Source organism: Peribacillus sp. FSL R5-0717 (assembly GCF_038002945.1).
In the GTDB taxonomy this organism is placed as follows: Bacteria; Bacillota; Bacilli; order Bacillales; family DSM-1321; genus Peribacillus; species Peribacillus frigoritolerans.
In genome coordinates, this window is record NZ_JBBOOF010000001.1 from 2,705,556 (window position 1) to 2,731,454 (window position 25,899).

The 25,899-nt window shown below is 41.5% G+C and carries 34 protein-coding genes and 1 pseudogene; all 35 read left to right on the plus strand.

Annotated features, from left to right (window positions below):
• Window positions 1-78 precede the first annotated feature (78 nt).
• The 35 genes and pseudogenes from rpoB (at window position 79) to rpsK (ending at window position 25,769) form a co-directional block, all read left to right on the plus strand.
• The gene (gene rpoB / locus NYE65_RS13235; protein WP_048677874.1) at window positions 79-3,648 is read left to right on the plus strand and encodes a DNA-directed RNA polymerase subunit beta; all 3,570 of its coding nucleotides are present in this window, start codon (window positions 79-81) and stop codon (window positions 3,646-3,648) included.
• 185 nt (window positions 3,649-3,833) lie between these two features.
• A complete protein-coding gene (rpoC, locus tag NYE65_RS13240) occupies window positions 3,834-7,430 on the plus strand; it encodes a DNA-directed RNA polymerase subunit beta' (RefSeq protein ID WP_053537043.1) in 3,597 nt (1,198 codons plus the stop codon).
• A gap of 296 nt (window positions 7,431-7,726) precedes the next feature.
• Window positions 7,727-7,975 (plus strand): 50S ribosomal protein L7ae-like protein, encoded by a 249-nt coding sequence (locus NYE65_RS13245; RefSeq protein ID WP_034305040.1) that lies wholly within the window; start codon window positions 7,727-7,729, stop codon window positions 7,973-7,975.
• A gap of 104 nt (window positions 7,976-8,079) precedes the next feature.
• The gene (rpsL, locus tag NYE65_RS13250) at window positions 8,080-8,502 is read left to right on the plus strand and encodes a 30S ribosomal protein S12 (protein WP_034305038.1); all 423 of its coding nucleotides are present in this window, start codon (window positions 8,080-8,082) and stop codon (window positions 8,500-8,502) included.
• A gap of 41 nt (window positions 8,503-8,543) precedes the next feature.
• Window positions 8,544-9,014, plus strand: coding sequence for a 30S ribosomal protein S7 (gene rpsG / locus NYE65_RS13255; RefSeq protein WP_048677878.1), 471 nt, complete (start codon window positions 8,544-8,546; stop codon window positions 9,012-9,014).
• 44 nt (window positions 9,015-9,058) lie between these two features.
• Window positions 9,059-11,137, plus strand: coding sequence for an elongation factor G (gene fusA / locus NYE65_RS13260; RefSeq protein WP_048677880.1), 2,079 nt, complete (start codon window positions 9,059-9,061; stop codon window positions 11,135-11,137).
• Between the two features lie 121 nt (window positions 11,138-11,258).
• On the plus strand, window positions 11,259-12,446 hold the full coding sequence (gene tuf, locus NYE65_RS13265; RefSeq protein ID WP_048677883.1) for an elongation factor Tu: 1,188 nt from the start codon (window positions 11,259-11,261) through the stop codon (window positions 12,444-12,446).
• A gap of 409 nt (window positions 12,447-12,855) precedes the next feature.
• Window positions 12,856-13,164 (plus strand): 30S ribosomal protein S10, encoded by a 309-nt coding sequence (gene rpsJ, locus NYE65_RS13270; protein WP_019244375.1) that lies wholly within the window; start codon window positions 12,856-12,858, stop codon window positions 13,162-13,164.
• Window positions 13,165-13,204: 40 nt separating this feature from the next.
• Window positions 13,205-13,834, plus strand: coding sequence for a 50S ribosomal protein L3 (gene rplC / locus NYE65_RS13275; RefSeq protein ID WP_048677885.1), 630 nt, complete (start codon window positions 13,205-13,207; stop codon window positions 13,832-13,834).
• Window positions 13,835-13,859: 25 nt separating this feature from the next.
• Complete coding sequence (rplD, locus tag NYE65_RS13280; protein WP_034305025.1) at window positions 13,860-14,483, plus strand: 50S ribosomal protein L4; 624 nt, start codon at window positions 13,860-13,862, stop codon at window positions 14,481-14,483.
• On the plus strand, window positions 14,483-14,767 hold the full coding sequence (gene rplW, locus NYE65_RS13285; protein WP_034305023.1) for a 50S ribosomal protein L23: 285 nt from the start codon (window positions 14,483-14,485) through the stop codon (window positions 14,765-14,767). Before rplD ends, rplW begins: the two co-directional genes overlap by 1 nt.
• Window positions 14,768-14,793: 26 nt before the next feature.
• Complete coding sequence (rplB, locus tag NYE65_RS13290; protein WP_034305021.1) at window positions 14,794-15,624, plus strand: 50S ribosomal protein L2; 831 nt, start codon at window positions 14,794-14,796, stop codon at window positions 15,622-15,624.
• Between the two features lie 60 nt (window positions 15,625-15,684).
• Window positions 15,685-15,963 carry a 30S ribosomal protein S19 gene (gene rpsS, locus NYE65_RS13295; RefSeq protein WP_034305018.1) on the plus strand — a complete coding sequence of 93 codons (279 nt, stop codon included), beginning with the start codon at window positions 15,685-15,687 and terminating at the stop codon, window positions 15,961-15,963.
• 17 nt (window positions 15,964-15,980) lie between these two features.
• A complete protein-coding gene (gene rplV / locus NYE65_RS13300) occupies window positions 15,981-16,322 on the plus strand; it encodes a 50S ribosomal protein L22 (RefSeq protein ID WP_034305017.1) in 342 nt (113 codons plus the stop codon).
• A gap of 3 nt (window positions 16,323-16,325) precedes the next feature.
• On the plus strand, window positions 16,326-16,982 hold the full coding sequence (gene rpsC / locus NYE65_RS13305) for a 30S ribosomal protein S3 (protein ID WP_034305014.1): 657 nt from the start codon (window positions 16,326-16,328) through the stop codon (window positions 16,980-16,982).
• A gap of 1 nt (window position 16,983) precedes the next feature.
• Window positions 16,984-17,418, plus strand: coding sequence for a 50S ribosomal protein L16 (rplP, locus tag NYE65_RS13310; RefSeq protein WP_034305012.1), 435 nt, complete (start codon window positions 16,984-16,986; stop codon window positions 17,416-17,418).
• On the plus strand, window positions 17,408-17,611 hold the full coding sequence (rpmC, locus tag NYE65_RS13315) for a 50S ribosomal protein L29 (RefSeq protein WP_034305010.1): 204 nt from the start codon (window positions 17,408-17,410) through the stop codon (window positions 17,609-17,611). The genes rplP and rpmC overlap by 11 nt, the downstream gene beginning before the upstream one ends.
• A gap of 18 nt (window positions 17,612-17,629) precedes the next feature.
• Window positions 17,630-17,893 (plus strand): 30S ribosomal protein S17, encoded by a 264-nt coding sequence (gene rpsQ, locus NYE65_RS13320; protein ID WP_048677887.1) that lies wholly within the window; start codon window positions 17,630-17,632, stop codon window positions 17,891-17,893.
• Window positions 17,894-17,934: 41 nt separating this feature from the next.
• Window positions 17,935-18,303: a 50S ribosomal protein L14 gene (gene rplN / locus NYE65_RS13325; protein WP_034305005.1), complete on the plus strand. Its 369-nt coding sequence runs from the start codon at window positions 17,935-17,937 to the stop codon at window positions 18,301-18,303.
• A 43-nt stretch (window positions 18,304-18,346) separates the two neighbouring features.
• Window positions 18,347-18,658, plus strand: a complete 312-nt coding sequence (gene rplX / locus NYE65_RS13330; protein ID WP_034305002.1) for a 50S ribosomal protein L24 — start codon at window positions 18,347-18,349, stop codon at window positions 18,656-18,658.
• Window positions 18,659-18,687: 29 nt separating this feature from the next.
• On the plus strand, window positions 18,688-19,227 hold the full coding sequence (rplE, locus tag NYE65_RS13335; RefSeq protein ID WP_048677889.1) for a 50S ribosomal protein L5: 540 nt from the start codon (window positions 18,688-18,690) through the stop codon (window positions 19,225-19,227).
• A 25-nt stretch (window positions 19,228-19,252) separates the two neighbouring features.
• Entirely contained in the window at window positions 19,253-19,438 is a 186-nt protein-coding gene (locus NYE65_RS13340; protein ID WP_034304998.1) for a type Z 30S ribosomal protein S14, read from the plus strand.
• A 30-nt stretch (window positions 19,439-19,468) separates the two neighbouring features.
• Complete coding sequence (gene rpsH, locus NYE65_RS13345) at window positions 19,469-19,867, plus strand: 30S ribosomal protein S8 (RefSeq protein ID WP_034304995.1); 399 nt, start codon at window positions 19,469-19,471, stop codon at window positions 19,865-19,867.
• 30 nt (window positions 19,868-19,897) lie between these two features.
• Window positions 19,898-20,434, plus strand: coding sequence for a 50S ribosomal protein L6 (gene rplF / locus NYE65_RS13350; protein WP_048677892.1), 537 nt, complete (start codon window positions 19,898-19,900; stop codon window positions 20,432-20,434).
• 32 nt (window positions 20,435-20,466) lie between these two features.
• Window positions 20,467-20,829 (plus strand): 50S ribosomal protein L18, encoded by a 363-nt coding sequence (gene rplR, locus NYE65_RS13355; RefSeq protein ID WP_034304989.1) that lies wholly within the window; start codon window positions 20,467-20,469, stop codon window positions 20,827-20,829.
• Between the two features lie 22 nt (window positions 20,830-20,851).
• Window positions 20,852-21,352 carry a 30S ribosomal protein S5 gene (gene rpsE / locus NYE65_RS13360; protein WP_034304987.1) on the plus strand — a complete coding sequence of 167 codons (501 nt, stop codon included), beginning with the start codon at window positions 20,852-20,854 and terminating at the stop codon, window positions 21,350-21,352.
• Between the two features lie 16 nt (window positions 21,353-21,368).
• Window positions 21,369-21,551 (plus strand): 50S ribosomal protein L30, encoded by a 183-nt coding sequence (rpmD, locus tag NYE65_RS13365; RefSeq protein ID WP_034304984.1) that lies wholly within the window; start codon window positions 21,369-21,371, stop codon window positions 21,549-21,551.
• A 32-nt stretch (window positions 21,552-21,583) separates the two neighbouring features.
• Window positions 21,584-22,024 (plus strand): 50S ribosomal protein L15, encoded by a 441-nt coding sequence (gene rplO, locus NYE65_RS13370; protein WP_034304982.1) that lies wholly within the window; start codon window positions 21,584-21,586, stop codon window positions 22,022-22,024.
• On the plus strand, window positions 22,024-23,319 hold the full coding sequence (secY, locus tag NYE65_RS13375) for a preprotein translocase subunit SecY (RefSeq protein ID WP_034304981.1): 1,296 nt from the start codon (window positions 22,024-22,026) through the stop codon (window positions 23,317-23,319). Before rplO ends, secY begins: the two co-directional genes overlap by 1 nt.
• Window positions 23,320-23,377: 58 nt before the next feature.
• The gene (locus NYE65_RS13380) at window positions 23,378-24,031 is read left to right on the plus strand and encodes an adenylate kinase (RefSeq protein WP_048677894.1); all 654 of its coding nucleotides are present in this window, start codon (window positions 23,378-23,380) and stop codon (window positions 24,029-24,031) included.
• Between the two features lie 71 nt (window positions 24,032-24,102).
• Window positions 24,103-24,554, plus strand: a pseudogene (locus tag NYE65_RS13385) (M24 family metallopeptidase); the annotation flags it as partial.
• 42 nt (window positions 24,555-24,596) lie between these two features.
• Window positions 24,597-24,815, plus strand: coding sequence for a translation initiation factor IF-1 (gene infA, locus NYE65_RS13390; RefSeq protein ID WP_028390440.1), 219 nt, complete (start codon window positions 24,597-24,599; stop codon window positions 24,813-24,815).
• A gap of 40 nt (window positions 24,816-24,855) precedes the next feature.
• On the plus strand, window positions 24,856-24,969 hold the full coding sequence (gene rpmJ, locus NYE65_RS13395; protein ID WP_003156543.1) for a 50S ribosomal protein L36: 114 nt from the start codon (window positions 24,856-24,858) through the stop codon (window positions 24,967-24,969).
• 22 nt (window positions 24,970-24,991) lie between these two features.
• Entirely contained in the window at window positions 24,992-25,357 is a 366-nt protein-coding gene (rpsM, locus tag NYE65_RS13400) for a 30S ribosomal protein S13 (protein WP_034304978.1), read from the plus strand.
• Between the two features lie 22 nt (window positions 25,358-25,379).
• Entirely contained in the window at window positions 25,380-25,769 is a 390-nt protein-coding gene (rpsK, locus tag NYE65_RS13405) for a 30S ribosomal protein S11 (RefSeq protein ID WP_028390438.1), read from the plus strand.
• Window positions 25,770-25,899: the final 130 nt, after the last annotated feature.

Here is a 25,899-nt window from a genome sequence, read left to right on the forward strand (position 1 = left end):
TTTCTTTTTGTCTATGGAAATGATTCCTTTTCCGAGGCAAATGGATCCTTATAACGCTTGATTTAAGGGGTGAATCAGTTGACAGGTCAACTTGTTCAGTATGGACGACACCGCCAACGTAGAAGTTATGCAAGAATCAGTGAGGTTTTGGACCTTCCGAATCTGATTGAAATTCAAACAGCTTCTTATCAATGGTTTCTAGATGTAGGTTTAAAGGAAATGTTCCAGGATATTTCTCCTATTGAGGATTTTACAGGTAATTTATCGTTAGAATTCATCGATTACAGCTTAGCTGAGCCGAAGTATTCTGTGGAAGAAACAAAAGAACGCGATGTTACGTATTCTGCACCACTTCGTGTGAAAGTGCGCCTTGTTAACAAAGAAACAGGGGAAGTAAAAGACCAAGATGTATTTATGGGCGACTTCCCGCTGATGACTGAAACAGGTACATTTGTCATCAATGGTGCTGAACGGGTAATTGTATCCCAATTAGTGCGCTCACCGAGTGTTTACTACAATGGGAAAATGGATAAAAACGGTAAGCTTGGGTTCTCTGCGACCGTTATTCCTAACCGTGGTGCATGGCTCGAATACGAAACAGACGCCAAGGATGTTGTGTATGTTCGAATCGACCGCACCAGGAAATTACCGATCACGGTATTGATGCGTGCCCTTGGATTCGGAACAGATCAAGAAATCATCGATTTGATCGGTGACAACGAATACCTTCGCAACACTCTTGAAAAGGATAACACCGAGAGTGTGGAAAAAGCATTACTAGAAATCTATGAGCGTCTACGCCCAGGTGAACCGCCTACTGTCGAAAACGCGAAAAGTCTTTTAGTATCACGCTTTTTTGATCCGAAACGTTATGATTTAGCTAATGTAGGCCGTTATAAAATAAACAAAAAACTGCATATTAAGAACCGTTTATTCGGACAACGTATTGCAGAGACTTTGATTGATCCTGAAACGGGAGAAATCATTGTTGAAAAAGGTACAATGCTTGATCGCCGGACTCTTGATAGGATTCTGCCTCATATCGAAGGTGGAATAGGATTCAAAACATTCCATCCATCAGGTGGTGTAGTAGAGGAAGAAACTCTTCTTCAGCCTATTAAAGTGTTTGCACCAAACGATGCTGAAGGCGAAAAAGTGATCAATATCATCGGTAATGCTTATGTGACCGACCAGGTCAAAAACATTACACCGGCTGATATCATTTCTTCCATCAGTTATTTCTTTAATTTATTGCATGGTGTGGGAATCACGGATGACATTGACCATTTAGGTAACCGTCGTCTGCGTTCCGTTGGTGAATTGCTGCAAAACCAATTCAGAATTGGTTTATCCCGTATGGAGCGTGTTGTCCGTGAAAGAATGTCCATTCAGGATACGAACACAATCACTCCACAACAACTAATCAACATTCGCCCGGTCATTGCATCCATTAAAGAGTTCTTTGGAAGTTCACAGCTTTCCCAGTTCATGGATCAAACGAACCCGTTGGCTGAGTTGACGCATAAACGTCGTCTATCTGCATTGGGACCTGGTGGTCTGACACGTGAGCGTGCTGGCTTTGAAGTACGTGACGTTCATTATTCCCACTATGGCCGCATGTGTCCGATTGAAACGCCTGAGGGACCGAATATTGGTTTGATTAACTCGTTATCCAGTTTTGCAAAGGTTAACCCATATGGCTTCATTGAAACACCATACCGCCGTGTGGACCCTGAAACAGGTAAAATTACAAGCCAAATCGATTACTTAACAGCTGATGAGGAAGATAACTATGTAGTTGCCCAAGCGAATGTACGACTGTCGGATGACGGCTCATTCCTTGATAACGATGTTGTTGCACGTTTCCGCGGTGAAAATACCGTTGTTCCGCGTGACCGCGTAGATTACATGGATGTATCTCCTAAACAGGTTGTATCTGCCGCGACTGCATGTATTCCTTTCTTGGAAAACGATGACTCCAACCGTGCCCTTATGGGAGCGAACATGCAACGTCAAGCAGTTCCTTTGCTTCAACCGGAAGCCCCTCGGGTAGGAACGGGAATGGAGTATGTTTCAGCGAAAGACTCCGGTGCTGCCGTAATCTGTAAACACCCTGGTATCGTAGAGCACGTTGAATCACGTGAAGTATGGGTACGTAGGGTAAGTGAAGTAGACGGGCAGCAAGTAAAAGGAAATCTTGATAAATATCGTCTATTAAAATTCATTCGTTCCAACCAAGGAACGTGCTATAATCAACGCCCTATCGTAAGTGTTGGCGACAATGTCGTAAAAGGTGAGATTCTTGCTGATGGTCCTTCAATGGAAAAAGGTGAGTTGGCACTTGGACGTAACGTATTGGTAGCCTTCATGACATGGGATGGATATAACTATGAAGATGCAATCATCATGAGTGAACGATTGGTTAAAGATGATGTGTACACTTCCATTCATATTGAAGAATATGAATCTGAATCACGCGATACAAAATTAGGGCCTGAAGAAATCACCCGTGATATCCCTAACGTAGGGGAAGATGCGCTTCGTAATCTTGATGAGCGCGGAATTATCCGTGTGGGTGCTGAAGTGAAAGACGGAGACCTTCTCGTTGGTAAAGTCACGCCTAAAGGTGTAACGGAACTGACTGCTGAGGAACGTCTATTACATGCAATCTTCGGTGAAAAAGCACGTGAAGTAAGGGATACATCACTTCGTGTACCTCACGGCGGCGGAGGAATCGTTCTTGATGTTAAAGTATTTAACAGAGAAGACGGCGATGAACTGCCTCCTGGTGTAAACCAACTCGCACGTGTATATATCGTTCAAAAACGTAAAATCCATGAAGGCGATAAAATGGCCGGACGACATGGTAACAAAGGGGTAATCTCCAGGATCCTTCCTGAAGAAGATATGCCTTATCTACCGGACGGCACTCCAGTCGACATCATGTTAAACCCATTGGGTGTACCTTCACGTATGAACATCGGTCAGGTTTTGGAGCTACACTTGGGTATGGCTGCACGCGCACTTGGCATTCATGTAGCATCTCCTGTATTCGATGGTGCCACTGAGGAAGACGTTTGGGGTACGATTGAAGAAGCCGGGATGTCCCGTGATGCAAAAACTGTCCTTTATGATGGCCGTTCAGGTGAAGCATTCGATAACCGTGTATCAGTTGGTGTCATGTACATGATCAAACTGGCGCATATGGTCGATGATAAACTTCATGCACGTTCAACTGGACCTTACTCCCTTGTTACGCAGCAGCCACTTGGTGGTAAAGCGCAATTTGGTGGACAGCGTTTCGGTGAGATGGAAGTATGGGCACTTGAAGCTTATGGTGCCGCTTATACATTACAAGAAATCCTAACCGTTAAATCAGATGATGTCGTGGGTCGTGTTAAAACGTACGAAGCGATTGTCAAAGGTGAAAATGTCCCTGAACCAGGCGTTCCTGAGTCATTCAAAGTATTGATTAAGGAGCTTCAAAGTTTAGGATTGGATGTTAAAATCCTCAATGCCGAAGATCGTGAAATCGAAATGCGTGATTTGGAAGATGAAGATGAAGCCAACCAAGCAGACAAATTAAGCCTTGATTCAGAAACTAAAGATATGGTTGCTTCCGAAGTAGGGGCACCTGTCAAAGAATAAAATTAAATATAAACATATCCAGTTATATATTACCTGCTCTGACTGGCAGCGAGATGTTCATTAGAAAATCATGCTGCCTTGTTAGAGCCTTATTGATTCAATCAACCATCATCCGGTGTAAGATTGCCTCATAACGTGACGGCAATCAAGGGTTAAACCTGGAGATTAAAAGGGAGGTAGGCCCCTTGTTAGACGTTAATAATTTTGAGTATATGAAAATTGGTCTTGCTTCACCAGACAAGATTCGTTCTTGGTCCCATGGAGAAGTTAAAAAACCAGAAACAATCAACTATCGTACGTTAAAGCCAGAAAAAGACGGTTTATTCTGTGAGAGAATTTTTGGACCTCAAAAGGACTGGGAATGTCATTGCGGAAAATATAAACGTGTTCGTTATAAAGGCGTAGTCTGTGACCGTTGTGGCGTTGAAGTCACCCGTGCTAAGGTGCGTCGTGAGCGTATGGGTCATATTGAGCTGGCAGCACCAGTTTCACACATATGGTATTTTAAAGGAATTCCTAGCCGTATGGGACTTGTTCTTGATATGTCTCCACGGGCTTTGGAAGAAGTTATTTACTTTGCATCTTACGTAGTAACTGAAACGGGCGATACGACTTTAGAAAAGAAACAGCTTCTTTCTGAAAAGGAATATCGTACATACCGTGAAAAATACGGTAAGAAATTCCAAGCTGCCATGGGTGCGGAAGCTATTAAAAAACTTTTACAAGATATTGATACGGAAAAGGAAGTAGAGTCGTTGAAAGAGGAGCTTAAAACAGCCCAAGGACAACGCAGAACCCGTGCAATCAAACGCTTGGAAGTGCTTGAAGCATTCCGTAACTCCGGAAATGAGCCTTCATGGATGATCCTTGACGTGCTTCCGGTCATTCCACCGGAGCTTCGTCCTATGGTTCAACTTGATGGAGGACGTTTTGCCACATCTGATTTAAATGATTTATATCGCCGTGTTATCAACCGTAATAATCGGTTGAAAAGATTACTGGACCTTGGAGCACCAAGCATTATTGTTCAAAATGAGAAGCGTATGCTGCAAGAAGCCGTTGATGCTCTTATCGATAATGGCCGTCGTGGCCGTCCGGTAACTGGACCAGGTAACCGTCCGTTAAAATCTTTATCTCACATGTTAAAAGGTAAACAAGGTCGTTTCCGTCAAAACCTTCTTGGTAAACGTGTTGATTACTCTGGCCGTTCCGTTATCGTAGTCGGACCAAACTTAAAGATGTACCAATGTGGTCTTCCGAAAGAAATGGCGATTGAATTATTCAAACCATTCGTAATGAAGGAGCTTGTTCAAAGAGGTCTGGCGCATAACATCAAATCCGCTAAGCGCAAAATTGAACGTTTATCTCCTGAAATATGGGATGTCCTAGAAGAAGTTATTAGAGAACACCCAGTACTATTGAACCGTGCACCGACTCTTCATAGACTTGGGATCCAAGCATTTGAACCAACGTTGGTTGAAGGTCGCGCAATTCGTTTGCATCCGCTCGTATGTACAGCTTACAACGCTGACTTTGACGGTGACCAAATGGCGGTCCACGTTCCTCTATCTTCTGAAGCACAAGCCGAAGCACGCATGCTTATGCTTGCAGCACAGAACATTTTGAACCCTAAAGATGGTAAACCTGTCGTTACACCTTCTCAAGATATGGTATTAGGTAACTATTACTTAACGCTGGAAAGAGAAGGCGCTATCGGTGAGGGTATGATCTTTAAAGATACAAGTGAAGCATTACTTGCATACCAAAACGGATATGTACACTTACATTCCCGTTGTGCCGTACATGCATCGTCACTAAATAATGAAACATTCACTGAAGAACAAAACGGCCAACTTCTAATTACGACTGTTGGAAAATTGATCTTCAATGAAATTTTACCTAAATCATTCCCGTATATTAACGAACCGACACGTTATAATCTGGAAACCAAAACTCCAGAGAAATATTTTGTGGAAAAGGGCGCTAATATCCCTGAATTGATTAAGTCCCAACCTGCTATCGATCCTTTCAAGAAGAAAATTCTTGGAAATATCATCGCGGAAGTCTTTAAACGCTTTAAAATTACCGAAACATCCAAAATGCTTGACCGGATGAAAGATCTTGGATTCAAATATTCGACAAAAGCTGGTATTACCGTTGGTGTGGCTGATATTGTCGTTTTAAAAGAAAAACAAGAAATCATTACTGAGGCTCAAACCAAAGTGGATAACGTCTTGAAACAATTCAGACGCGGTCTTATTACTGAGGATGAGCGTTATGATCGCGTCATTTCGATTTGGAGTGCTGCCAAGGATACCATTCAGTCCAAACTTATGGACTCCCTGGACCGACGCAACCCAATCTTCATGATGAGTGATTCCGGTGCCCGTGGTAATGCTTCCAACTTTACGCAGCTTGCTGGTATGCGTGGTTTGATGGCCAACCCGGCTGGACGTATCATTGAATTACCGATCAAATCAAGTTTCCGTGAAGGTTTAACCGTGTTGGAGTACTTCATCTCTACACATGGTGCGCGTAAAGGTCTTGCCGATACAGCGCTTAAAACGGCCGATTCCGGTTACCTTACCCGTCGACTTGTTGACGTTGCCCAAGATGTCATCATCCGTGATGACGATTGTGGAACGGACCGCGGCTTGAAAATTTCAGCCTTGAGAGAGGGTACTGAAATAATTGAGCATCTTGAAGAGCGTCTAGTTGGCCGTTATGCAAGAAAAGCGATCAGACATCCAGAAACAAATGAAGTAATCGTGGCTGAAAACGATCTTATTACTGAAGATCTTGCTAACTATATTGAATCACTTGGAATCGAAACGGCATGGATCCGTTCTGCCTTTACATGTAACACCAGCCATGGTGTATGTAAAAAATGTTATGGACGCAACTTGGCTACCGGTCAAGAAGTTGAAGTGGGCGAAGCAGTCGGTATCATTGCCGCTCAATCAATCGGAGAACCTGGTACACAGTTGACGATGCGTACATTCCATACAGGTGGGGTTGCTGGGGACGATATCACTCAAGGTCTTCCTCGTATCCAAGAAATATTTGAAGCGAGAAATCCTAAAGGTCAAGCTGTCATTTCCGAAATTGAAGGAACGATTGTTTCCATCAATGAAATTCGGGATAAACAACAGGAAATCGTTGTTCAAGGTGCTGTTGAATCACGCACATATACTGCGCCGTACACAGCACGTTTAAGAGTAACTGTTGATACACCTGTCCGTCGCGGTGAAGAGTTGACAGAGGGTTCCATCGATCCGAAAGAATTGCTGAAGGTTACAGACGTGCTTACTGTTCAGGAATACCTGCTTCATGAAGTTCAAAAAGTATACCGGATGCAAGGTGTTGAAATCGGTGATAAGCACATCGAGGTAATGGTTAGACAAATGATGCGTAAAGTCCGCGTGCTTGATGCAGGTGAAACTGAAGTGCTTCCAGGAACATTATTGGATGTCAACCAGTTCACTACTGCAAACACTGATGCATTGCTGACCAACAAATTACCTGCTACAGGACGTCCTGTATTGCTAGGTATCACAAAAGCATCTCTTGAAACGGATTCCTTCTTGTCCGCCGCGTCATTCCAAGAAACAACTAGGGTCTTGACTGATGCAGCAATAAAAGGAAAACGTGATGAATTGCTTGGGCTTAAAGAAAATGTCATCATCGGTAAACTTGTCCCTGCAGGAACGGGAATGCTTAGATACAGAAAAGCAAACCCTGTCGTTGTTGACGAAAGTGCCGATACAGTAACAGTGGATTAATGGAAAAAGGACCAGCTCAATAATTTAAACCTGAAAACCACACTCCCGTTTCCTATTGGAGGAGATGAAGGATCAGAATTTATTGAGCTGGTCTCTCTTATTGCTCATGGCCGGCTGAAAAGCCTATGAGAATCTGATAATTTCCGTTTGGGCAAATTGAAAATCTTAATAGAATTATGTAAGGAAAACCTTTTGCTTGAATTATTTCTTTGAAAGAAGTTGACAGTATCCGACTTATAATGATACTATAGCAAAGGTGCTCCTATGTTACCCTGTAACTTTGGAGGATATGGACCATGTCTTATGAAAAAGTAATACAGGCAAAGTCAGTGATTATAGGGACGAAGCAAGCAGTTAGAGCTCTTAAAAACAATTTAATTCAAGAAGTTATCATCGCTGATGATGCAGATATATACTTGACTGGGCGTGTCGTTGAGACCGCCAAAGAATTGGATGTTCCTATCACATATGTTGATTCGATGAGAATGCTTGGCAAAGCATGTGGTATTGATGTCGGAGCAGCAACTGTTGCCATTAAAAAGTAAAAATGTTTTTGCAATAATATTTGCAAAGACTTTGTTTTTACCCATTTATGAACCACCTGGATGTGTGGTACTAGAAATGAAAACGTGAAGGGAGGAAAAATGTAATGCCTACTATTAATCAATTAGTGCGTAAAGGACGCGAGTCTAAAGAGGTTAATTCAAAATCTCCAGCACTTAACAAAGGCTACAACAGCTTTAAAAAAGCACAAACTAACGTATCATCTCCGCAAAAACGTGGTGTTTGCACTCGTGTGGGTACTATGACACCGAAAAAACCAAACTCCGCGTTACGTAAATATGCGCGTGTACGTCTAACAAACGGTATCGAGGTAACAGCTTATATCCCAGGTATCGGTCACAACCTACAAGAACACAGCGTGGTTCTTATCCGTGGCGGACGTGTAAAAGATTTACCAGGGGTACGTTACCATATCGTACGTGGTGCTCTTGATACAGCTGGAGTTAACAATCGTATGCAAGGCCGTTCTAAATACGGTACTAAGCGTCCGAAAGCAGCAAAAAAATAAACTAAATCCAAAATTGAACTTTCTTGAAAGGAGGAAATATAATGCCTCGTAAAGGACCTGTAACGAAAAGAGACGTATTACCAGATCCAATATATAATTCAAAACTTGTGACTCGCTTAATCAACAAATTAATGGTTGATGGACAAAGAGGTAAATCACAAAAAATTCTTTACTCTGCATTTGATTTAATCAAAGAACGTACTGGCAATGAGCCGATCGAAGTTTTCGATCAAGCACTTAAAAACATCATGCCTGTACTAGAAGTAAAAGCACGCCGTGTGGGTGGAGCTAACTACCAAGTACCAGTTGAGGTGCGTCCAGACCGTAAATCGACTCTAGGACTTCGTTGGTTAGTAAACTACTCTCGCCTTCGTGGAGAAAAAACGATGGAAGAGCGTTTAGCTTATGAAATCATGGATGCTGCCAACAATACTGGAGCAGCAGTTAAGAAACGTGAAGATACACACAAAATGGCTGAAGCCAACAAAGCTTTCGCACATTATCGCTGGTAAGATTAAACACTATAAAATCCTTATAGAAGGAAGGAGAAAGACAAATGGCAAGAGAGTTCTCCTTAGCAAACACTCGTAATATCGGTATCATGGCTCACATCGATGCTGGTAAAACGACAACAACAGAACGTGTTCTATATTACACTGGTAAAATTCACAAAATTGGTGAAACGCACGAAGGTGCTTCACAAATGGACTGGATGGAACAGGAACAAGAACGCGGAATCACGATCACTTCCGCTGCAACAACTGCGCAGTGGAAAGGTCACCGTGTAAACATCATCGATACACCGGGACACGTAGACTTCACAGTTGAAGTTGAACGTTCTTTGCGCGTACTTGATGGAGCTGTAGCTGTACTTGATGCCCAATCAGGAGTTGAGCCTCAAACTGAAACGGTTTGGCGCCAAGCTACAACTTACGGTGTACCACGTGTCGTATTCGTAAATAAAATGGACAAAATCGGTGCAGACTTCTTGTATTCAGTTGGAACTATCCACGATCGTTTACAAGCTAATGCTCACCCAGTTCAGTTACCAATCGGAGCAGAGGATCAATTCTCTGCAATCATTGACCTAATTGAAATGAAAACTCATTTCTACGGTAATGACCTAGGAACTGATATCACTATCGGTGAAATTCCTGAAGAACACCGGGAATTAGCTGAAGAATACCGTGAAAAGTTAATTGAAGCAGTAGCAGAAGTTAATGAAGACTTAATGGAAAAATACCTTGGCGGCGAAGAAATCAGCATTGCTGAATTAAAAGCAGCCATCCGTACAGCAACCGTTAATGTTGAATTCTTCCCAGTTATCTGCGGATCGGCTTTCAAAAACAAAGGTGTTCAATTAATGCTTGATAACGTTATCGACTTCCTTCCTTCTCCATTGGATGTACCAGCTATCAAAGGTACATTACCGGATTCAGAAGATGAAGTTGAACGTCATTCAGATGATTCTGAACCGTTCTCTGCTTTAGCGTTTAAAGTTATGACTGACCCTTACGTTGGTAAACTTACATTCTTCCGTGTGTACTCTGGTACACTAGAATCAGGATCATATGTAATCAACTCAACTAAAGGAAAACGTGAGCGTATTGGACGTATCCTTCAAATGCACGCAAACAGCCGTGAAGAAATTTCTACTGTATATGCAGGAGATATCGCAGCAGCCGTTGGCTTGAAAGATACTACAACTGGAGATACTCTATGTGATGACAAGAACCAAGTAATTCTTGAGTCCATGGTATTCCCAGAGCCAGTTATCTCTCTATCAGTTGAGCCGAAATCAAAAGCAGACCAAGACAAAATGTCTCAAGCTTTACAAAAGCTTCAAGACGAAGATCCAACATTCCGTGCGCATACTGACCAAGAAACTGGTCAAACGATCATCGCTGGTATGGGTGAGCTTCACTTGGACATCCTTGTTGACCGTATGCGTCGCGAATTCAAAGTGGAAGCAAACGTTGGTGCTCCTCAAGTAGCATACCGTGAAACTTTCCGTGGTTCAGCTAAAGTTGAAGGTAAATTCGTTCGCCAATCTGGTGGTCGTGGACAATTCGGACACGTATGGATCGAATTTGGTCCTAACGAAGAAGGTAAAGGATTCGAATTTGAAAATGCTATCGTCGGTGGTGTAGTACCACGTGAATATATCCCTGCTGTACAAGCTGGATTAGTTGATTCACTTGACCGTGGTGTACTTGCTGGTTACCCACTAGTCGACATCAAAGCTAAATTATTCGACGGATCTTACCATGACGTTGACTCCAACGAAATGGCATTTAAAATCGCTGCATCTATGGCACTTAAAAATGCAGCATCTAAATGTAGTCCTGTCATCCTTGAACCGATCATGAAAGTGGAAGTAGTTATTCCAGAAGATTACCTAGGCGACATCATGGGAGATATCACATCTCGTCGTGGTCGTGTAGAAGGTATGGAAGCTCGCGGTAACACGCAAATGGTTAAAGCGATGGTTCCACTATCTGAAATGTTCGGATATGCTACATCTTTACGTTCTAACACTCAAGGACGCGGAACATTCTCTATGCACTTCGATCATTATGAAGAAGTACCTAAGAGCATTTCTGAAGAAATCATCAAAAAAAATAAAGGTGAATAATTGATTTTCATCTCTTATTAAAGTATAACTATCTTATGTAAGCTGTGATGGAAGAATTAGTCTTCTTTCACAGCCCCTATATACTTAATTTTTTATTTATAATTTTAAGGAGGAATTCCTAATGGGAAAAGCTAAATTTGATCGTTCAAAACCGCACGTTAACGTTGGAACAATTGGTCACGTTGACCATGGTAAAACAACTCTAACTGCTGCAATCACAACTGTACTTGCTAAATCTGGTGGAGCTGAAGCTCGCGCTTATGACCAAATCGATGGTGCTCCAGAAGAAAGAGAACGTGGTATCACAATCTCTACTGCACACGTTGAGTACGAAACAGCTACTCGTCACTATGCACACGTTGACTGCCCAGGACATGCTGACTATGTTAAAAACATGATCACAGGTGCTGCACAAATGGACGGCGGAATCCTAGTAGTATCTGCTGCTGATGGCCCAATGCCACAAACTCGTGAGCACATCCTTCTTTCTCGTCAAGTAGGTGTACCATACCTAGTAGTATTCATGAACAAATGCGACATGGTAGATGACGAAGAACTTCTTGAATTAGTAGAAATGGAAATCCGTGATCTACTATCTGAATATGAATTCCCTGGCGATGACATTCCAGTTATCAAAGGATCTGCCCTAAAAGCTCTTCAAGGAGACGCTGCTTGGGAAGAAAAAATTCATGAATTAATGACAGCTGTTGACGAGTACATCCCAGAACCAACTCGTGACACTGACAAGCCATTCATGATGCCAGTTGAGGATGTATTCTCAATCACTGGTCGTGGAACAGTTGCAACTGGTCGTGTTGAGCGTGGACAAGTTAAAGTCGGTGACGTTGTTGACATCATCGGTTTCAACGAAGAGTCTAAACCAACAACTGTAACTGGTGTTGAAATGTTCCGTAAACTTCTTGACTATGCTGAAGCTGGTGACAACATCGGTGCACTTCTTCGTGGTGTATCCCGTGAAGATATCCAACGTGGACAAGTTCTTGCTAAACCAAGCACTATCACTCCACACACTAAGTTCAAAGCTGAAGTTTATGTTCTTTCTAAAGAAGAAGGTGGACGTCACACTCCATTCTTTACAAACTACCGTCCTCAGTTCTACTTCCGTACAACTGACGTAACTGGTATTTGTAACCTTCCTGAAGGCGTAGAAATGGTTATGCCTGGAGATAACATCGAAATGACTGTAGAACTTATCGCTCCAATCGCTATCGAAGAAGGTACTAAATTCTCTATCCGTGAGGGTGGACGTACTGTAGGCGCTGGCGTAGTTGCTACAATCCAAGAATAATTGATTGATAAAACAATATTGGAAGGGACGCCTTCCGGAAGAAGCAGATGGGACGCCATCTGCTTCTTTTTTATTTGTAAAGAATATTCATACTTTCTTCTATAATAACTGGAGTTTACTTAATGGGTTTCTTGATAATTACAAATGAAGAAAATGGATACGAAAGACCTCGTAGAATGTACTTGTAAATACTTGTGATAGTATGTATAATAATAAAAGTGTGTTGCACAAGAAAAATATAAGTTTGACTTGCATTTCACTTGTGTTATATGTATAATAGACAATGTTGGTCTTTGACTGCGATGATATGGAAGGTTGCTGACACACCCGGCCGCTTTGCCATGGCGAGTGTGTGGGAAATTTCCATTGAGAAGGTCTATTTTAAAATAGGCGAAAAGGAGGGAAAATTATGGCAAAACAAAAAATTCGTATCCGTTTAAAAGCATATGATCACAGAATCCTTGATCAATCTGCTGAGAAAATTGTTGAAACTGCAAAACGTTCTGGTGCGGCTGTATCTGGTCCGATTCCATTACCTACTGAAAGATCGGTATACACGATCCTACGTGCGGTTCATAAATACAAAGATTCTCGTGAACAATTCGAAATGCGTACGCATAAACGTCTAATCGACATCGTTAACCCAACTCCACAAACAGTTGACTCATTGATGCGTTTAGATTTACCATCAGGCGTTGACATTGAAATCAAATTATAATTCATATAAATATGAACAATTACTCTAGGAGGTGTGACTTATGACCAAAGGAATCTTAGGAAGAAAAATCGGTATGACTCAAGTTTTTGCTGAAAACGGTGAACTTATTCCGGTAACAGTTATCGAAGCTGCTAATAACGTGGTTCTTCAAAAGAAAACTGTTGAAACTGATGGCTATGAAGCAGTTCAAGTTGGTTTTGAAAACAAACGTGAAAAGCTTTCTAACAAACCTGAAAAGGGCCATGTTGAAAAAGCAAATACTACTCCTAAGCGCTTCATTCGCGAATTCCGCGGAACGGATCTTACTGAATATGAGATCGGTCAAGAAGTCAATGTTAGTATTTTCGCTGAAGGCGATTTAGTAGATGTATCAGGAATTTCAAAAGGTAAAGGTTTCCAAGGCTCTATCAAGCGTCATGGACAATCTCGCGGACCTATGTCTCATGGTTCTCGTTACCACCGTCGCCCAGGTTCAATGGGTCCTGTAGCTCCTAACCGCGTATTCAAAGGTAAACTTTTACCAGGACGTATGGGTGGAGATCAAATCACTGTTCAAAACTTAGCTATCGTTAAAGTTGATGTTGAACGTAACCTACTATTGATCAAAGGTAATGTACCTGGTGCTAGAAAAGCATTGATCAAAGTTAAATCTGCTGTTAAAGCAAAGTAATTTCTGAGAAAGGAGGAGCAATAGAATGCCAAAAGTTACATTGTTCAACCAAACAGGTTCACAAGTTGGCGACATCGAACTAAATGAATCCATCTTTGGTATCGAACCTAATAATCACGTATTATTTGAAGCAATCATCATGCAACGAGCTTCCTTACGTCAAGGAACTCATAAAGTTAAAAACCGTTCTGAAGTTGCAGGCGGTGGACGTAAACCTTGGAAACAAAAAGGAACTGGACGTGCGCGTCAAGGTTCTATCCGTTCTCCACAATGGCGTGGCGGTGGCGTTGTTTTTGGACCAACTCCAAGATCTTACGCTTACAAGCTACCTAAAAAGGTACGTCGTTTAGCTATTAAATCTGCATTGTCTGCAAAGGCATTGGAAGAGAACATTTTGGTACTTGAAAGCTTGTCTTTCGAAGCTCCAAAAACAAAAGAGTTTGTAGCGGTACTTAAAAACCTTTCTGTAGATACTAAAACGTTAGTGGTTACTGACGGTTTAGATGAGAAAGTTGCTCTTTCTGCACGTAACATCCCTGGTGTTACTGTAGTTGAAGCTGATGGTCTTAATGTTCTTGATGTTGTTTCACACAACAAATTGATCTTGACTAAATCAGCTGTCGAAAAAGTAGAGGAGGTGCTTGCATAATGGATGCACGCGATATCATTAAGCGCCCCGTAATCACTGAACGCTCTTCAGACATAATGGCTGAAAAGAAATATACTTTTGAAGTTGATGTTAGAGCTAATAAAACTCAAGTTAAAGATGCTGTTCAAGAAATTTTCGGCGTTAAAGTTGAGAAAGTAAACATCATGAACTACAAAGGTAAATTCAAACGCATGGGCAAACATGCAGGCTATACTAACAAGCGCCGTAAAGCTATTGTTAAATTAACTGCTGACAGCAAAGAAATCGAGCTATTCGAGGCTTAATTCATTAGAGAAGGAGGGAAATACAAATGGCGATTAAGAAGTATAAACCTACCTCTAACGGTCGACGTAATATGACAACTTCCGATTTTGCTGAGATCACTACAGACAAACCGGAAAAATCATTACTTGCTCCTTTACACAGCAAAGGCGGCCGTAATAACCAAGGTAAGTTAACAGTTCGTCATCAAGGTGGCGGCCACAAGCGTCAATACCGTATCATCGATTTCAAACGGAATAAAGATGGTATACCAGGACGCGTTGCTACTATTGAGTACGATCCAAATCGTTCTGCAAACATTGCATTAATTAATTACGTTGATGGAGAAAAACGTTATATCCTAGCTCCGAAAAACCTAGAAGTAGGTTTGGAAGTTATGTCAGGTCCAGAAGCTGACATCAAAGTGGGTAACGCACTACCTCTAATTAACATCCCAGTTGGTACAGTAATTCATAACATCGAGCTTAAACCAGGAAAAGGTGGACAATTAGTCCGTTCAGCAGGTACATCTGCTCAAGTACTTGGTAAAGAAGGCCGTTATGTACTTGTACGTTTAAACTCAGGTGAGGTTCGTATGATTCTTGCTACTTGCCGTGCTTCAATCGGTCAAGTCGGTAATGAACAACATGAACTTATCAACATTGGTAAAGCTGGCCGTAACCGTTGGTTAGGTAAACGCCCAACAGTTCGTGGATCTGTAATGAACCCGAATGATCACCCACACGGTGGTGGTGAAGGTAAAGCGCCAATCGGACGTAAATCACCAATGTCTCCATGGGGTAAACCTACTCTTGGATTCAAAACTCGTAAGAAGAAAAATAAATCCGATAAATTTATCGTACGTCGTCGTAAAAAATAACGGGATTGAGCTACGGTTCATAAATAGAACCGTAGAACAGTCACGAAGGGAGGTACTCGCATGGGTCGTAGCTTAAAAAAAGGGCCTTTTGTTGATGATCATTTATTGGTAAAAGTTGAAAAATTAAATGAAGCTGACAAGAAACAGGTAGTAAAAACTTGGTCTCGTCGCTCAACAATCTTCCCGCAATTCATCGGACACACAATCGCCGTTTATGACGGTCGTAAGCACGTGCCGGTTTATGTAACAGAAGATATGGTAGGTCACAAACTAGGCGAATTCGCGCCTACACGCACTTATAAAGGTCACGCAAGTGATGACAAGAAAACAAGACGTTAATGAGAGGAGGGCATCTCATGCAAGCTAAAGCTGTCGCTAAAACAGTTCGTATTGCTCCTCGTAAAGTGCGTTTAGTCGCAGATTTAATTCGAGGAAAACAAGTAGGTGAAGCAGTAGCGATTCTTCGCTTAACACCAAAATCTGCTTCTCCAGTCGTAGAAAAAATTCTGAAATCTGCTATCGCAAATGCAGAACATAACTACGAAATGGATATTAATAACCTAGTCGTTTCAGAAGCATACGTTAATGAAGGACCAACATTAAAACGTTTCCGTCCTCGCGCTCAAGGTCGTGCGAGTGCAATTAACAAACGTACTAGTCATATTACAATCGTTGTATCAGAAAAGAAGGAGGGGTAATCTGTGGGTCAAAAGGTAAATCCAATCGGTATGCGTATCGGGATAATCCGTGACTGGGAATCCAAATGGTACGCTGATAAAGACTACGCAGTTCTTTTGCATGAAGACATCAAAGTTCGTGAATATATCGCGAAACGTCTAAATGATGCTTCTGTTTCAAAAGTTGAAATCGAGCGTGCAGCTAACCGTATCAATGTATCTGTCCACACTGCTAAACCAGGAATGGTTATCGGTAAAGGCGGTACTGAGGTCGAAGCACTTCGTAAAGCTTTGAACCAGTTGACTGGCAAAAGAGTTCATATCAATATCATCGAAATTAAAAGAGCAGATCTTGACGCAAAATTGGTTGCAGAAAACATCGCTCGTCAATTAGAAAACCGTGTTTCATTCCGTCGTGCTCAAAAGCAAGCTATCCAACGTACTATGCGTTCTGGAGCAAAAGGAATCAAAACTCAAGTTTCTGGTCGTCTTGGCGGTGCTGATATTGCTCGTGCTGAACATTACAGCGAAGGAACAGTTCCACTTCACACACTTCGTGCAGACATAGACTATGCTCATGCTGAAGCAGATACTACTTACGGTAAGCTAGGCGTGAAAGTTTGGATCTACCGTGGAGAAGTTCTTCCTACTAAGAAGAAATCTGAGGAAGGAGGAAAATAATATGTTATTGCCAAAACGCGTAAAATACCGTCGTGAACACCGCGGTAAGATGAGAGGGATGGCTAAGGGCGGCACTGAAGTTCACTTCGGAGAATTTGGACTTCAAGCTCAAGAAGCTTCCTGGATCACGAACCGTCAAATCGAAGCAGCTCGTATTGCGATGACTCGTTATATGAAACGTGGAGGGAAAGTTTGGATCAAAATCTTCCCAAGCAAACCTTACACAGCTAAGCCGCTTGAAGTACGGATGGGTTCCGGTAAAGGTGCTCCTGAAGGATGGGTAGCAGTTGTTAAACCGGGCAAAGTTATGTTTGAAATCTCTGGTGTATCTGAAGAGGTGGCAAGAGAAGCATTGCGCCTTGCAGCACACAAACTTCCAATCAAATGCAAGTTTGTAAAAAGAGAGGAAATTGGTGGTGAAACAAATGAAAGCTAATGAAATCAAAGATCTAACCACTGCTGAAATTGAACAAAAACTAAAATCTCTTAAAGAAGAACTATTTAATCTTCGTTTCCAGTTAGCTACTGGACAACTTGAAAATACAGCTCGCATCCGTGAAGTTCGCAAATCGATTGCTCGTATGAAAACAGTTGTTCGTCAAAGAGAAATCGGTGTCACTAATCGATAATGAATGGAGGTTTGCAGAATGAGCGAACGCAACCAACGCAAAATCTACACTGGACGCGTAGTATCCGACAAAATGGATAAAACAGTTACAGTTGTTGTAGAGACCTATAAAAAGCATTCTTTATACGGTAAACGCGTGAAATATTCTAAAAAGTTTAAAGCTCATGACGAGCTAAACGAAGCTAAAGCAGGCGACGTAGTACGTATCATGGAAACTCGTCCACTTTCAGCTACAAAACGCTTCCGTCTTGTAGAAGTAGTAGAAAAAGCAGTAATCATTTAATCTAGTTCGGATTAAGCTAATTCCGAAGGGAGGTACCGTACATGATTCAACAAGAATCTCGTTTAAAAGTCGCTGACAATTCAGGTGCTCGTGAAGTGCTAACAATTAAAGTCCTAGGTGGTTCAGGCCGTAAGACTGCAAACATCGGTGATATCATCGTTTGTACAGTTAAACAGGCAACACCAGGAGGCGTTGTTAAAAAAGGTGAAGTCGTTAAGGCTGTTGTTGTCCGTACAAAACGTGGTATGCGTCGTCCTGACGGTTCTTACATTCGTTTCGATGAAAACGCATGTGTAATTATCCGTGACGATAAGAGCCCACGTGGAACACGTATTTTTGGACCTGTTGCTCGTGAATTACGTGACAATAGTTTCATGAAGATCGTTTCTCTTGCTCCAGAAGTTCTATAATATGTAAAATTTGTATAAAGCCTTTCAAGGAGGTGCCAAGCTAATGCATGTTAAAAAAGGTGACAAAGTCGTAGTCATCTCTGGTAAGGACAAAGGCAAACAAGGAACAATTCTTTCTGCATATCCGAAACAAAATCGTGTACTTGTTGAAGGAATTAACATCGTGAAAAAGCATTCAAAGCCATCTCAACTTAATCCACAAGGTGGAATTATCAGTAAAGAAGCTGCTATTCACGTATCCAATGTAATGCCACTTGATCCTAAATCAGGTAAACCGACTCGTGTTGGATATAAGATCGAAAATGGTAAAAAAGTACGCGTAGCTAAAATATCAGGTGAATCTTTAGATAAATAAGTCATAAATGAAGGGAGGTACACTAAGCAATGAGCCGCCTTAAAGAAAAATTCAAAAGTGAAATTACACCGTCATTGATGGGTAAATTCAACTATCAATCAGTAATGCAAGTACCAAACATTGAGAAAATCGTTATTAACATGGGTGTGGGTGACGCAGTTTCTAACTCGAAAGCTTTAGATACAGCTGTTGAAGAACTTACATTGATCACTGGTCAAAAACCAGTTATAACAAAAGCAAAAAAATCAATCGCAGGCTTCCGTTTGCGTGAAGGTATGCCTATCGGAGCGAAAGTTACATTACGTGGTGAGCGTATGTATCAATTCCTTGATAAGCTAGTATCTGTATCTTTACCGCGTGTACGTGATTTCCGCGGCGTTTCAAAGAAATCCTTTGACGGACGTGGAAACTATACATTAGGCGTTAAAGAACAACTTATCTTCCCTGAGATTGATTACGATAAAGTGAGCAAAGTTCGTGGTATGGACATCGTTATCGTAACGACTGCCAACACTGACGAAGAAGCTCGTGAACTACTTACTCAAGTTGGAATGCCGTTCCAAAAGTAATCTCTAAATAAAGGGAGGCGAAATCGTGGCTAAAAAGTCTATGATCGTAAAGCAAAAACGCGAACAGAAGTTTAAAGTACAAGAATATACACGTTGCGAACGTTGCGGACGTCCACATTCTGTATTACGTAAATTTAAACTTTGTCGTATTTGTTTCCGCGAACTTGCATATAAAGGACAAATTCCTGGCGTTAAAAAAGCTAGCTGGTAAAACCCGAGTTTGGGAAGGAGGTAAAATATAATGGTCATGACAGATCCTATTGCAGATATGCTTACTCGCATCCGTAATGCGAATATGGTTCGTCACGAAAAACTGGAAGTTCCTGCTTCAAAGATCAAAAAGGAAATTGCTGAGATCTTAAAAAGTGAAGGCTTCGTACGTGACTTTGAATTAATCGAAGACAACAAACAAGGTATCATCCGTATCTTCTTAAAATACGGTGCAAACAACGAACGTGTTATCACTGGTCTAAAACGTATCAGCAAACCTGGTTTGCGTGTATATGCAAAAACTGGAGAGGTACCACGCGTTCTTAACGGTTTAGGTATCGCAATTGTTTCTACTTCTCACGGAGTTTTAACAGACAAAGAAGCTCGCTCTAAACAAGTTGGCGGAGAAGTTTTAGCATACGTTTGGTAATACATTTTCACAAGAATGGAGGTGCACATTATGTCTCGTATAGGTAAAAAACCTATTGAAATCCCTGCAGGCGTAACAGTTACTGTTACTGGAAGTGAAGTAACTGTTAAAGGACCTAAAGGTGAATTATCTAGATCATTCAGTCCTGACCTTTCAATCGTTGTTGAAGAGAACGTGTTAACTGTAACACGCCCGTCTGACGAGAAGACTCACCGTTCTTTACACGGTACTACTCGCGCGCTTATCTCTAACATGATTGAAGGTGTATCAACAGGTTTCGTAAAATCACTTGAACTTATTGGGGTTGGGTACCGTGCACAAAAGCAAGGTAACAAGCTTATCCTTAACGTAGGATATTCCCACCCTGTAGAAATAGAGCCAGAAGCTGGCGTTGAAGTCGAAGTTCCTTCTAATACAAAAGTAATCGTAAAAGGTGCAAGCAAAGAACGTGTAGGAGCTCTAGCAGCTAATATCCGTGATGTTCGCCCGCCTGAACCGTATAAAGGTAAAGGTATCCGTTACGAAGGCGAATTCGTTCGTCGTAAAGAAGGTAAAACAGGTAAGTAATGCCGCATAAGTAAACGAAAGGAGTGACGTAAATGATTACGAAGCTTGATAAAAATGCTACTCGTCAGAAAAGACATGCGCGTGTACGTGCTAAGCTTTCTGGAACAGAAGCTCGTCCTCGTTTAAATGTGTTTCGTTCAAACAAACACATTTACGCACAATTAATTGACGATGCAAAAGGCGTAACATTGGCAAGTGCTTCAACTCTTGATAAAGAGATCGGTATCGAAGCAGGTAGCAATGCTGAAGCAGCTCAAAAAGTTGGCGAACTTATTGCGAAACGTGCTGTTGAAAAAGGTTTCAAAGCTGTGGTTTTTGACCGCGGTGGTTACCTCTTCCATGGTCGTGTTAAAGCATTGGCTGACGCTGCTCGTGAAAACGGCTTAGAATTTTAATGGATAAGGAGGGACATAACAGATGCGTAGCATTGATCCTAATAAATTAGAACTTGAAGAACGCGTAGTTACAGTAAATCGTGTAGCTAAAGTTGTTAAAGGCGGACGTCGTTTCCGTTTCACTGCACTAGTTGTTGTTGGTGATAAAAATGGTCATGTTGGATTTGGTACTGGTAAAGCTCAAGAAGTTCCGGATGCTATCCGTAAAGCTATTGAGGATGCTAAGAAAAATCTAATTACTGTACCAATGGTTGGTACTACTATTCCTCACCTTGTGAACGGTCGCTATGGCGCAGGTCACATTCTTTTGAAACCAGCTTCTGAAGGTACAGGAGTAATTGCTGGTGGTCCTGTTCGTGCGGTACTTGAATTAGGCGGAGTTAGCGATATCTTGTCTAAATCACTAGGTACTAATACACCTATTAATATGGTTCGCGCAACAATTGAAGGATTGAAGCAATTGAAACGTGCTGAAGACGTAGCTAAGTTACGTGGAAAATCAGTACAAGAACTGTTAGGATAAGGAGGGAAATCGAATTATGGCTAATAAATTAGAAATCACCCTCACTCGCAGCTTGATTGGTCGTCCTGAAGATCAACGTGTTACAGTTAACACTTTGGGTTTACGCAAAATGCATCAAACGGTTGTTCAAGAAGATAACCCTGCGATTCGCGGTATGATTACCAAAGTTGCTCATCTTGTTACTGTAAAAGAACAATAAAATAATTTTTAACTTAACAAGGAGGTGCCAACATGAAACTTCATGAGTTAAAAGCTGCAGAAGGTTCTCGTAAAGAACGTAAACGTAAAGGTCGCGGTATTGGATCTGGTAACGGTAAAACAGCAGGTAAAGGACACAAAGGACAAAACGCTCGCTCCGGCGGCGGTGTGCGTCTTGGATTTGAAGGGGGTCAAACTCCACTATTCAGACGTTTACCTAAACGTGGATTTACCAACATCAACCGTAAAGACTATGCTATCGTGAACCTTGATACGTTAAATCTTTTCGAAGACGGTACTGAAGTAACACCAGCTCTTCTACTTGAGACTGGCGTTGTAAGTAAAGAAAAAGCAGGAATCAAGATTCTTGCCAAAGGAAGCATTGAGAAAAAGCTTACTGTTAAAGCTCACAAATTCTCGTCTACTGCTAAAGAAGCTATCGAAGCTGCTGGCGGTAATACAGAGGTGATCTAATGTTTCGCACGATCTCCAATTTTATGCGCGTGGGTGAAATAAGGAATAAGATTATTTTTACCCTTCTAATGTTAATCGTCTATCGCATCGGTACATTTATACCTGTACCGCATGTGAATGCCGATTTTCTCGCTGAACAGGACCAGCTGAGCGTCATCGGGCTTTTAAATACCTTTGGCGGCGGGGCACTGCAAAATTTTTCCATTTTAGCGATGGGTATCATGCCGTACATCACGGCATCCATCATCGTTCAGCTGCTACAGATGGATGTTGTTCCTAAGTTCACTGAATGGTCTAAACAAGGGGAAGCAGGGCGCCGTAAATTAGCGCAATTCACTCGTTACTTCACTATTATCCTAGGATTTATCCAAGCAGTTGGAATGTCCTATGGGTTCAATAATATGTCAGGTGGACAGTTGATTGAAAATCCTGGAATTGCAACATACTTGCTTATTGCGACTGTCTTAACGGCAGGAACAGCTTTTCTTTTGTGGTTAGGGGAGCTGATCACTGCTAAGGGTGTGGGTAATGGGATTTCCATCATTATCTTTGCTGGTATCGTAGCTAGTTTGCCTACTACGGCAAATCAGATTTACGCACAGCAATTTGAAAATGCCGGTGATCAATTATTCTTACGAATCATAACGATTATCCTCATAGTTTTAGCAGTATTAGCAATCGTGGTTGCTGTTATCTTCATTCAGCAGGCATTACGTAAAATTCCTATTCAGTATGCGAAACGTGCTGCGGTAGGTCGTACGCAAATGGGTGGCCAGTCTACTCATTTACCATTGAAAGTAAATGCTGCGGGGGTTATTCCGGTAATCTTTGCAATGGCATTTATTATTACTCCCACTACAATCGCTTCTTTCTTTGGAAAGAACAGCGTGACTAGCTGGATATCAACAAATCTTGATTACACCAAACCAATTGGTATGATCATATATGTTGCTCTTATCATTGCTTTTGCGTATTTTTATGCTTTCATTCAGGTTAATCCTGAACAAATGGCTGAGAATTTGAAAAAGCAAGGTGGCTATGTGCCGGGGATTCGTCCAGGTAAGAGTACACAAGAATATTTAACACGTGTTTTATACCGTTTGACGTTTGTAGGCTCGATATTCTTGGCCATCATTGCCGTTTTACCGGTATTTTTCATTAAGCTTGCTGATCTACCTCAATCTGCACAGATTGGTGGTACCAGTTTGCTGATCGTAGTCGGGGTTGCCCTTGATACGATGAAGCAGCTGGAATCACAACTTGTGAAGAGACACTATAAAGGCTTTATAAAGTAATGAGTTTTGGGAACGGCTTGTTCCCTTTACCCATTATAGAGTTTGAGGGGGAAGAAAATTGAATCTAGTGTTAATGGGTCTGCCGGGTGCTGGTAAAGGCACTCAAGCTGAACAAATCGTAGAAAAATATAATATCCCTCATATCTCTACTGGAGATATGTTCCGAACAGCTATCAAAGATGGAACAGACCTAGGTCTAAAGGCGAAATCATTCATGGACAAAGGCGAATTGGTACCTGATGAAGTTACCATTGGCATCGTACGTGAGCGTTTAAGCAAGGAAGACTGCCTAAGAGGATTTTTGCTTGATGGATTTCCACGTACTGTGGCACAGGCAGAGGCACTTGAAAGCATTCTAACTGATTTAGATCGCAATATGAATTTTGTCATTAATATCGATGTTGATAAAAGCATCTTAATGGAAAGATTGACAGGACGTCGTATTTGCAAATCATGTGGTGCGACATACCATCTTGTATTCAATCCTCCTGCTAAAGATGATGTATGCGACCGCTGCGGCGGAGAATTATATCAACGTGCCGACGATAATGCTGAAACGGTTCAAAATCGCTTAGATGTGAATTTGAAACAAACCAAGCCACTTCTTGATTTCTACGGAGACAAAGGTTACTTGGTCAACATTAACGGACAGCAAGATATTAATAAGGTATTTGAAGATATCGATGTGTTGCTTGGTGCTTTACAAAATTAATCATATGTATTGATTTATGAAATTCATACCATTTTTATAACTTACTAGTTAAACTTGGTGCATTCCTATAATACAAAGGGTATAATGGATTTCGCGAGAGCATTCGCACATTTATTAATCAGGTTCTTGTACTTGGTATTCCCTGAATTGGGCGATTACTTTCTAAGTGATCTTCATGGACATATCCGGTCGGCAAAATTGATGAAGAAATGCAGTGACTCTATTGGGATTCCTAAAGAGTCGTGATATAGAGGGTTGAAAGAAGCTATGTCAGGCGTGCGCCTTTCAAACATCTCCCATGCTATTCAAACCTATGTCGAGACTAATTGCTTCTCTATTTCGAGAGTATGTCGGTCACGGAATCGGTCAAGACTTACATGAGGACCCATAAAATCCTCATTTCGGTCCAACTGATAAAGGTCCTCAGTTAAAGCCTGGTTCTACAAAATGGTGAATACTTGATGCAGAATTGTAAGACTTTTGAGGATAATTGGACTGTAGTAATGTTGACGGAAAGATGTGCACCTTTAATAGGTTCACGCATAGAGAAGGGAGAATCACTTTAATGGCGAAAGATGATGTAATTGAAGTAGAAGGCACAGTACAAGAGACTTTGCCAAATGCAATGTTTAAGGTAGAATTAGAAAATGGTCATACTGTTTTAGCTCATGTATCCGGTAAAATTCGTATGCACTTTATTCGCATTTTGCCTGGAGATAAAGTTACGGTTGAGCTTTCCCCGTATGATCTAACTCGCGGCAGAATCACATACCGGTTCAAATAATCCGGTTACGCTCCGATCTGTATAAGGAGGTTAGATAGCAATGAAAGTCAGACCATCAGTCAAACCAATCTGCGAAAAGTGTAAAGTTATCCGCAGAAAAGGTAAAGTAATGGTTATTTGCGAAAACCCTAAACATAAACAAAAACAAGGCTAAATAGAAGGAGGTGCACTCAAGCATGGCACGTATTGCTGGAGTAGATATTCCCCGTGACAAACGTATTGTTATCTCATTAACATATATATATGGTATTGGAAAACAAACAGCGATCAAGATTCTTGCAGAAGCAGGCGTTTCTGAAGAAACTCGCGTTCGTGACTTAACGGAAGACGAATTGAACAAAATTCGTGATATCATTGACAAGCTTAAAGTAGAAGGCGACCTTCGTCGTGAAATCTCCCTAAACATCAAACGTTTAATGGAAATCGGTTCTTACCGTGGTTTACGTCACCGTCGTGGTCTTCCTGTTCGCGGTCAAAATACAAAAAACAATGCTCGTACGCGTAAAGGACCTCGTCGTACTGTAGCTAACAAGAAAAAATAATTAGTAAAGGAGGTTACTTTTCATGGCACGTAAAACTAATACACGTAAACGTCGTGTGAAAAAGAATATAGAAACTGGTATTGCACATATTCGTTCAACATTCAATAACACTATCGTTACGATCACTGACTCTCATGGTAATGCTATTTCTTGGTCAAGTGCTGGAGCTCTAGGATTCCGTGGATCTCGTAAATCCACTCCATTTGCTGCACAAATGGCTGCTGAAACAGCTGCTAAAACATCAATTGAACATGGTATGAAAACTCTTGAAGTTACAGTTAAAGGACCTGGTGCTGGACGTGAGGCTGCCATTCGTGCACTTCAAGCTGCTGGCCTAGAAGTAACTGCAATTAAAGATGTAACTCCAGTTCCACATAACGGATGCCGTCCACCAAAACGTCGCCGTGTTTAATTTTTCTGTATAGATTTTGTATTCCTGTCAATAATGGGATATAATACTGAGTTTGCGTTCTTACAGAGGATTAATTTTCAGTTGTTGCGCACAGCGGGAACGTATACATGGGGAATTTCGGTTTAAGTGA

Bases quoted from the DNA above. Each gene is read 5' to 3' on its own strand.
- NYE65_RS13245 (WP_034305040.1), top strand. From the start codon at position 7,727: ATGTCTTATGAAAAAGTAATACAGGCAAAGTCAGTGATTATAGGGACG.
- rpsL (WP_034305038.1), top strand. From the start codon at position 8,080: ATGCCTACTATTAATCAATTAGTGCGTAAAGGACGCGAGTCTAAAGAG.
- rpsG (WP_048677878.1), top strand. From the start codon at position 8,544: ATGCCTCGTAAAGGACCTGTAACGAAAAGAGACGTATTACCAGATCCA.
- fusA (WP_048677880.1), top strand. From the start codon at position 9,059: ATGGCAAGAGAGTTCTCCTTAGCAAACACTCGTAATATCGGTATCATG.
- tuf (WP_048677883.1), top strand. From the start codon at position 11,259: ATGGGAAAAGCTAAATTTGATCGTTCAAAACCGCACGTTAACGTTGGA.
- rpsJ (WP_019244375.1), top strand. From the start codon at position 12,856: ATGGCAAAACAAAAAATTCGTATCCGTTTAAAAGCATATGATCACAGA.
- rplC (WP_048677885.1), top strand. From the start codon at position 13,205: ATGACCAAAGGAATCTTAGGAAGAAAAATCGGTATGACTCAAGTTTTT.
- rplD (WP_034305025.1), top strand. From the start codon at position 13,860: ATGCCAAAAGTTACATTGTTCAACCAAACAGGTTCACAAGTTGGCGAC.
- rplW (WP_034305023.1), top strand. From the start codon at position 14,483: ATGGATGCACGCGATATCATTAAGCGCCCCGTAATCACTGAACGCTCT.
- rplB (WP_034305021.1), top strand. From the start codon at position 14,794: ATGGCGATTAAGAAGTATAAACCTACCTCTAACGGTCGACGTAATATG.
- rpsS (WP_034305018.1), top strand. From the start codon at position 15,685: ATGGGTCGTAGCTTAAAAAAAGGGCCTTTTGTTGATGATCATTTATTG.
- rplV (WP_034305017.1), top strand. From the start codon at position 15,981: ATGCAAGCTAAAGCTGTCGCTAAAACAGTTCGTATTGCTCCTCGTAAA.
- rplP (WP_034305012.1), top strand. From the start codon at position 16,984: ATGTTATTGCCAAAACGCGTAAAATACCGTCGTGAACACCGCGGTAAG.
- rpmC (WP_034305010.1), top strand. From the start codon at position 17,408: ATGAAAGCTAATGAAATCAAAGATCTAACCACTGCTGAAATTGAACAA.
- rpsQ (WP_048677887.1), top strand. From the start codon at position 17,630: ATGAGCGAACGCAACCAACGCAAAATCTACACTGGACGCGTAGTATCC.
- rplN (WP_034305005.1), top strand. From the start codon at position 17,935: ATGATTCAACAAGAATCTCGTTTAAAAGTCGCTGACAATTCAGGTGCT.
- rplX (WP_034305002.1), top strand. From the start codon at position 18,347: ATGCATGTTAAAAAAGGTGACAAAGTCGTAGTCATCTCTGGTAAGGAC.
- rplE (WP_048677889.1), top strand. From the start codon at position 18,688: ATGAGCCGCCTTAAAGAAAAATTCAAAAGTGAAATTACACCGTCATTG.
- rpsH (WP_034304995.1), top strand. From the start codon at position 19,469: ATGGTCATGACAGATCCTATTGCAGATATGCTTACTCGCATCCGTAAT.
- rplF (WP_048677892.1), top strand. From the start codon at position 19,898: ATGTCTCGTATAGGTAAAAAACCTATTGAAATCCCTGCAGGCGTAACA.
- rplR (WP_034304989.1), top strand. From the start codon at position 20,467: ATGATTACGAAGCTTGATAAAAATGCTACTCGTCAGAAAAGACATGCG.
- rpsE (WP_034304987.1), top strand. From the start codon at position 20,852: ATGCGTAGCATTGATCCTAATAAATTAGAACTTGAAGAACGCGTAGTT.
- rpmD (WP_034304984.1), top strand. From the start codon at position 21,369: ATGGCTAATAAATTAGAAATCACCCTCACTCGCAGCTTGATTGGTCGT.
- rplO (WP_034304982.1), top strand. From the start codon at position 21,584: ATGAAACTTCATGAGTTAAAAGCTGCAGAAGGTTCTCGTAAAGAACGT.
- secY (WP_034304981.1), top strand. From the start codon at position 22,024: ATGTTTCGCACGATCTCCAATTTTATGCGCGTGGGTGAAATAAGGAAT.
- infA (WP_028390440.1), top strand. From the start codon at position 24,597: ATGGCGAAAGATGATGTAATTGAAGTAGAAGGCACAGTACAAGAGACT.
- rpmJ (WP_003156543.1), top strand. From the start codon at position 24,856: ATGAAAGTCAGACCATCAGTCAAACCAATCTGCGAAAAGTGTAAAGTT.
- rpsM (WP_034304978.1), top strand. From the start codon at position 24,992: ATGGCACGTATTGCTGGAGTAGATATTCCCCGTGACAAACGTATTGTT.
- rpsK (WP_028390438.1), top strand. From the start codon at position 25,380: ATGGCACGTAAAACTAATACACGTAAACGTCGTGTGAAAAAGAATATA.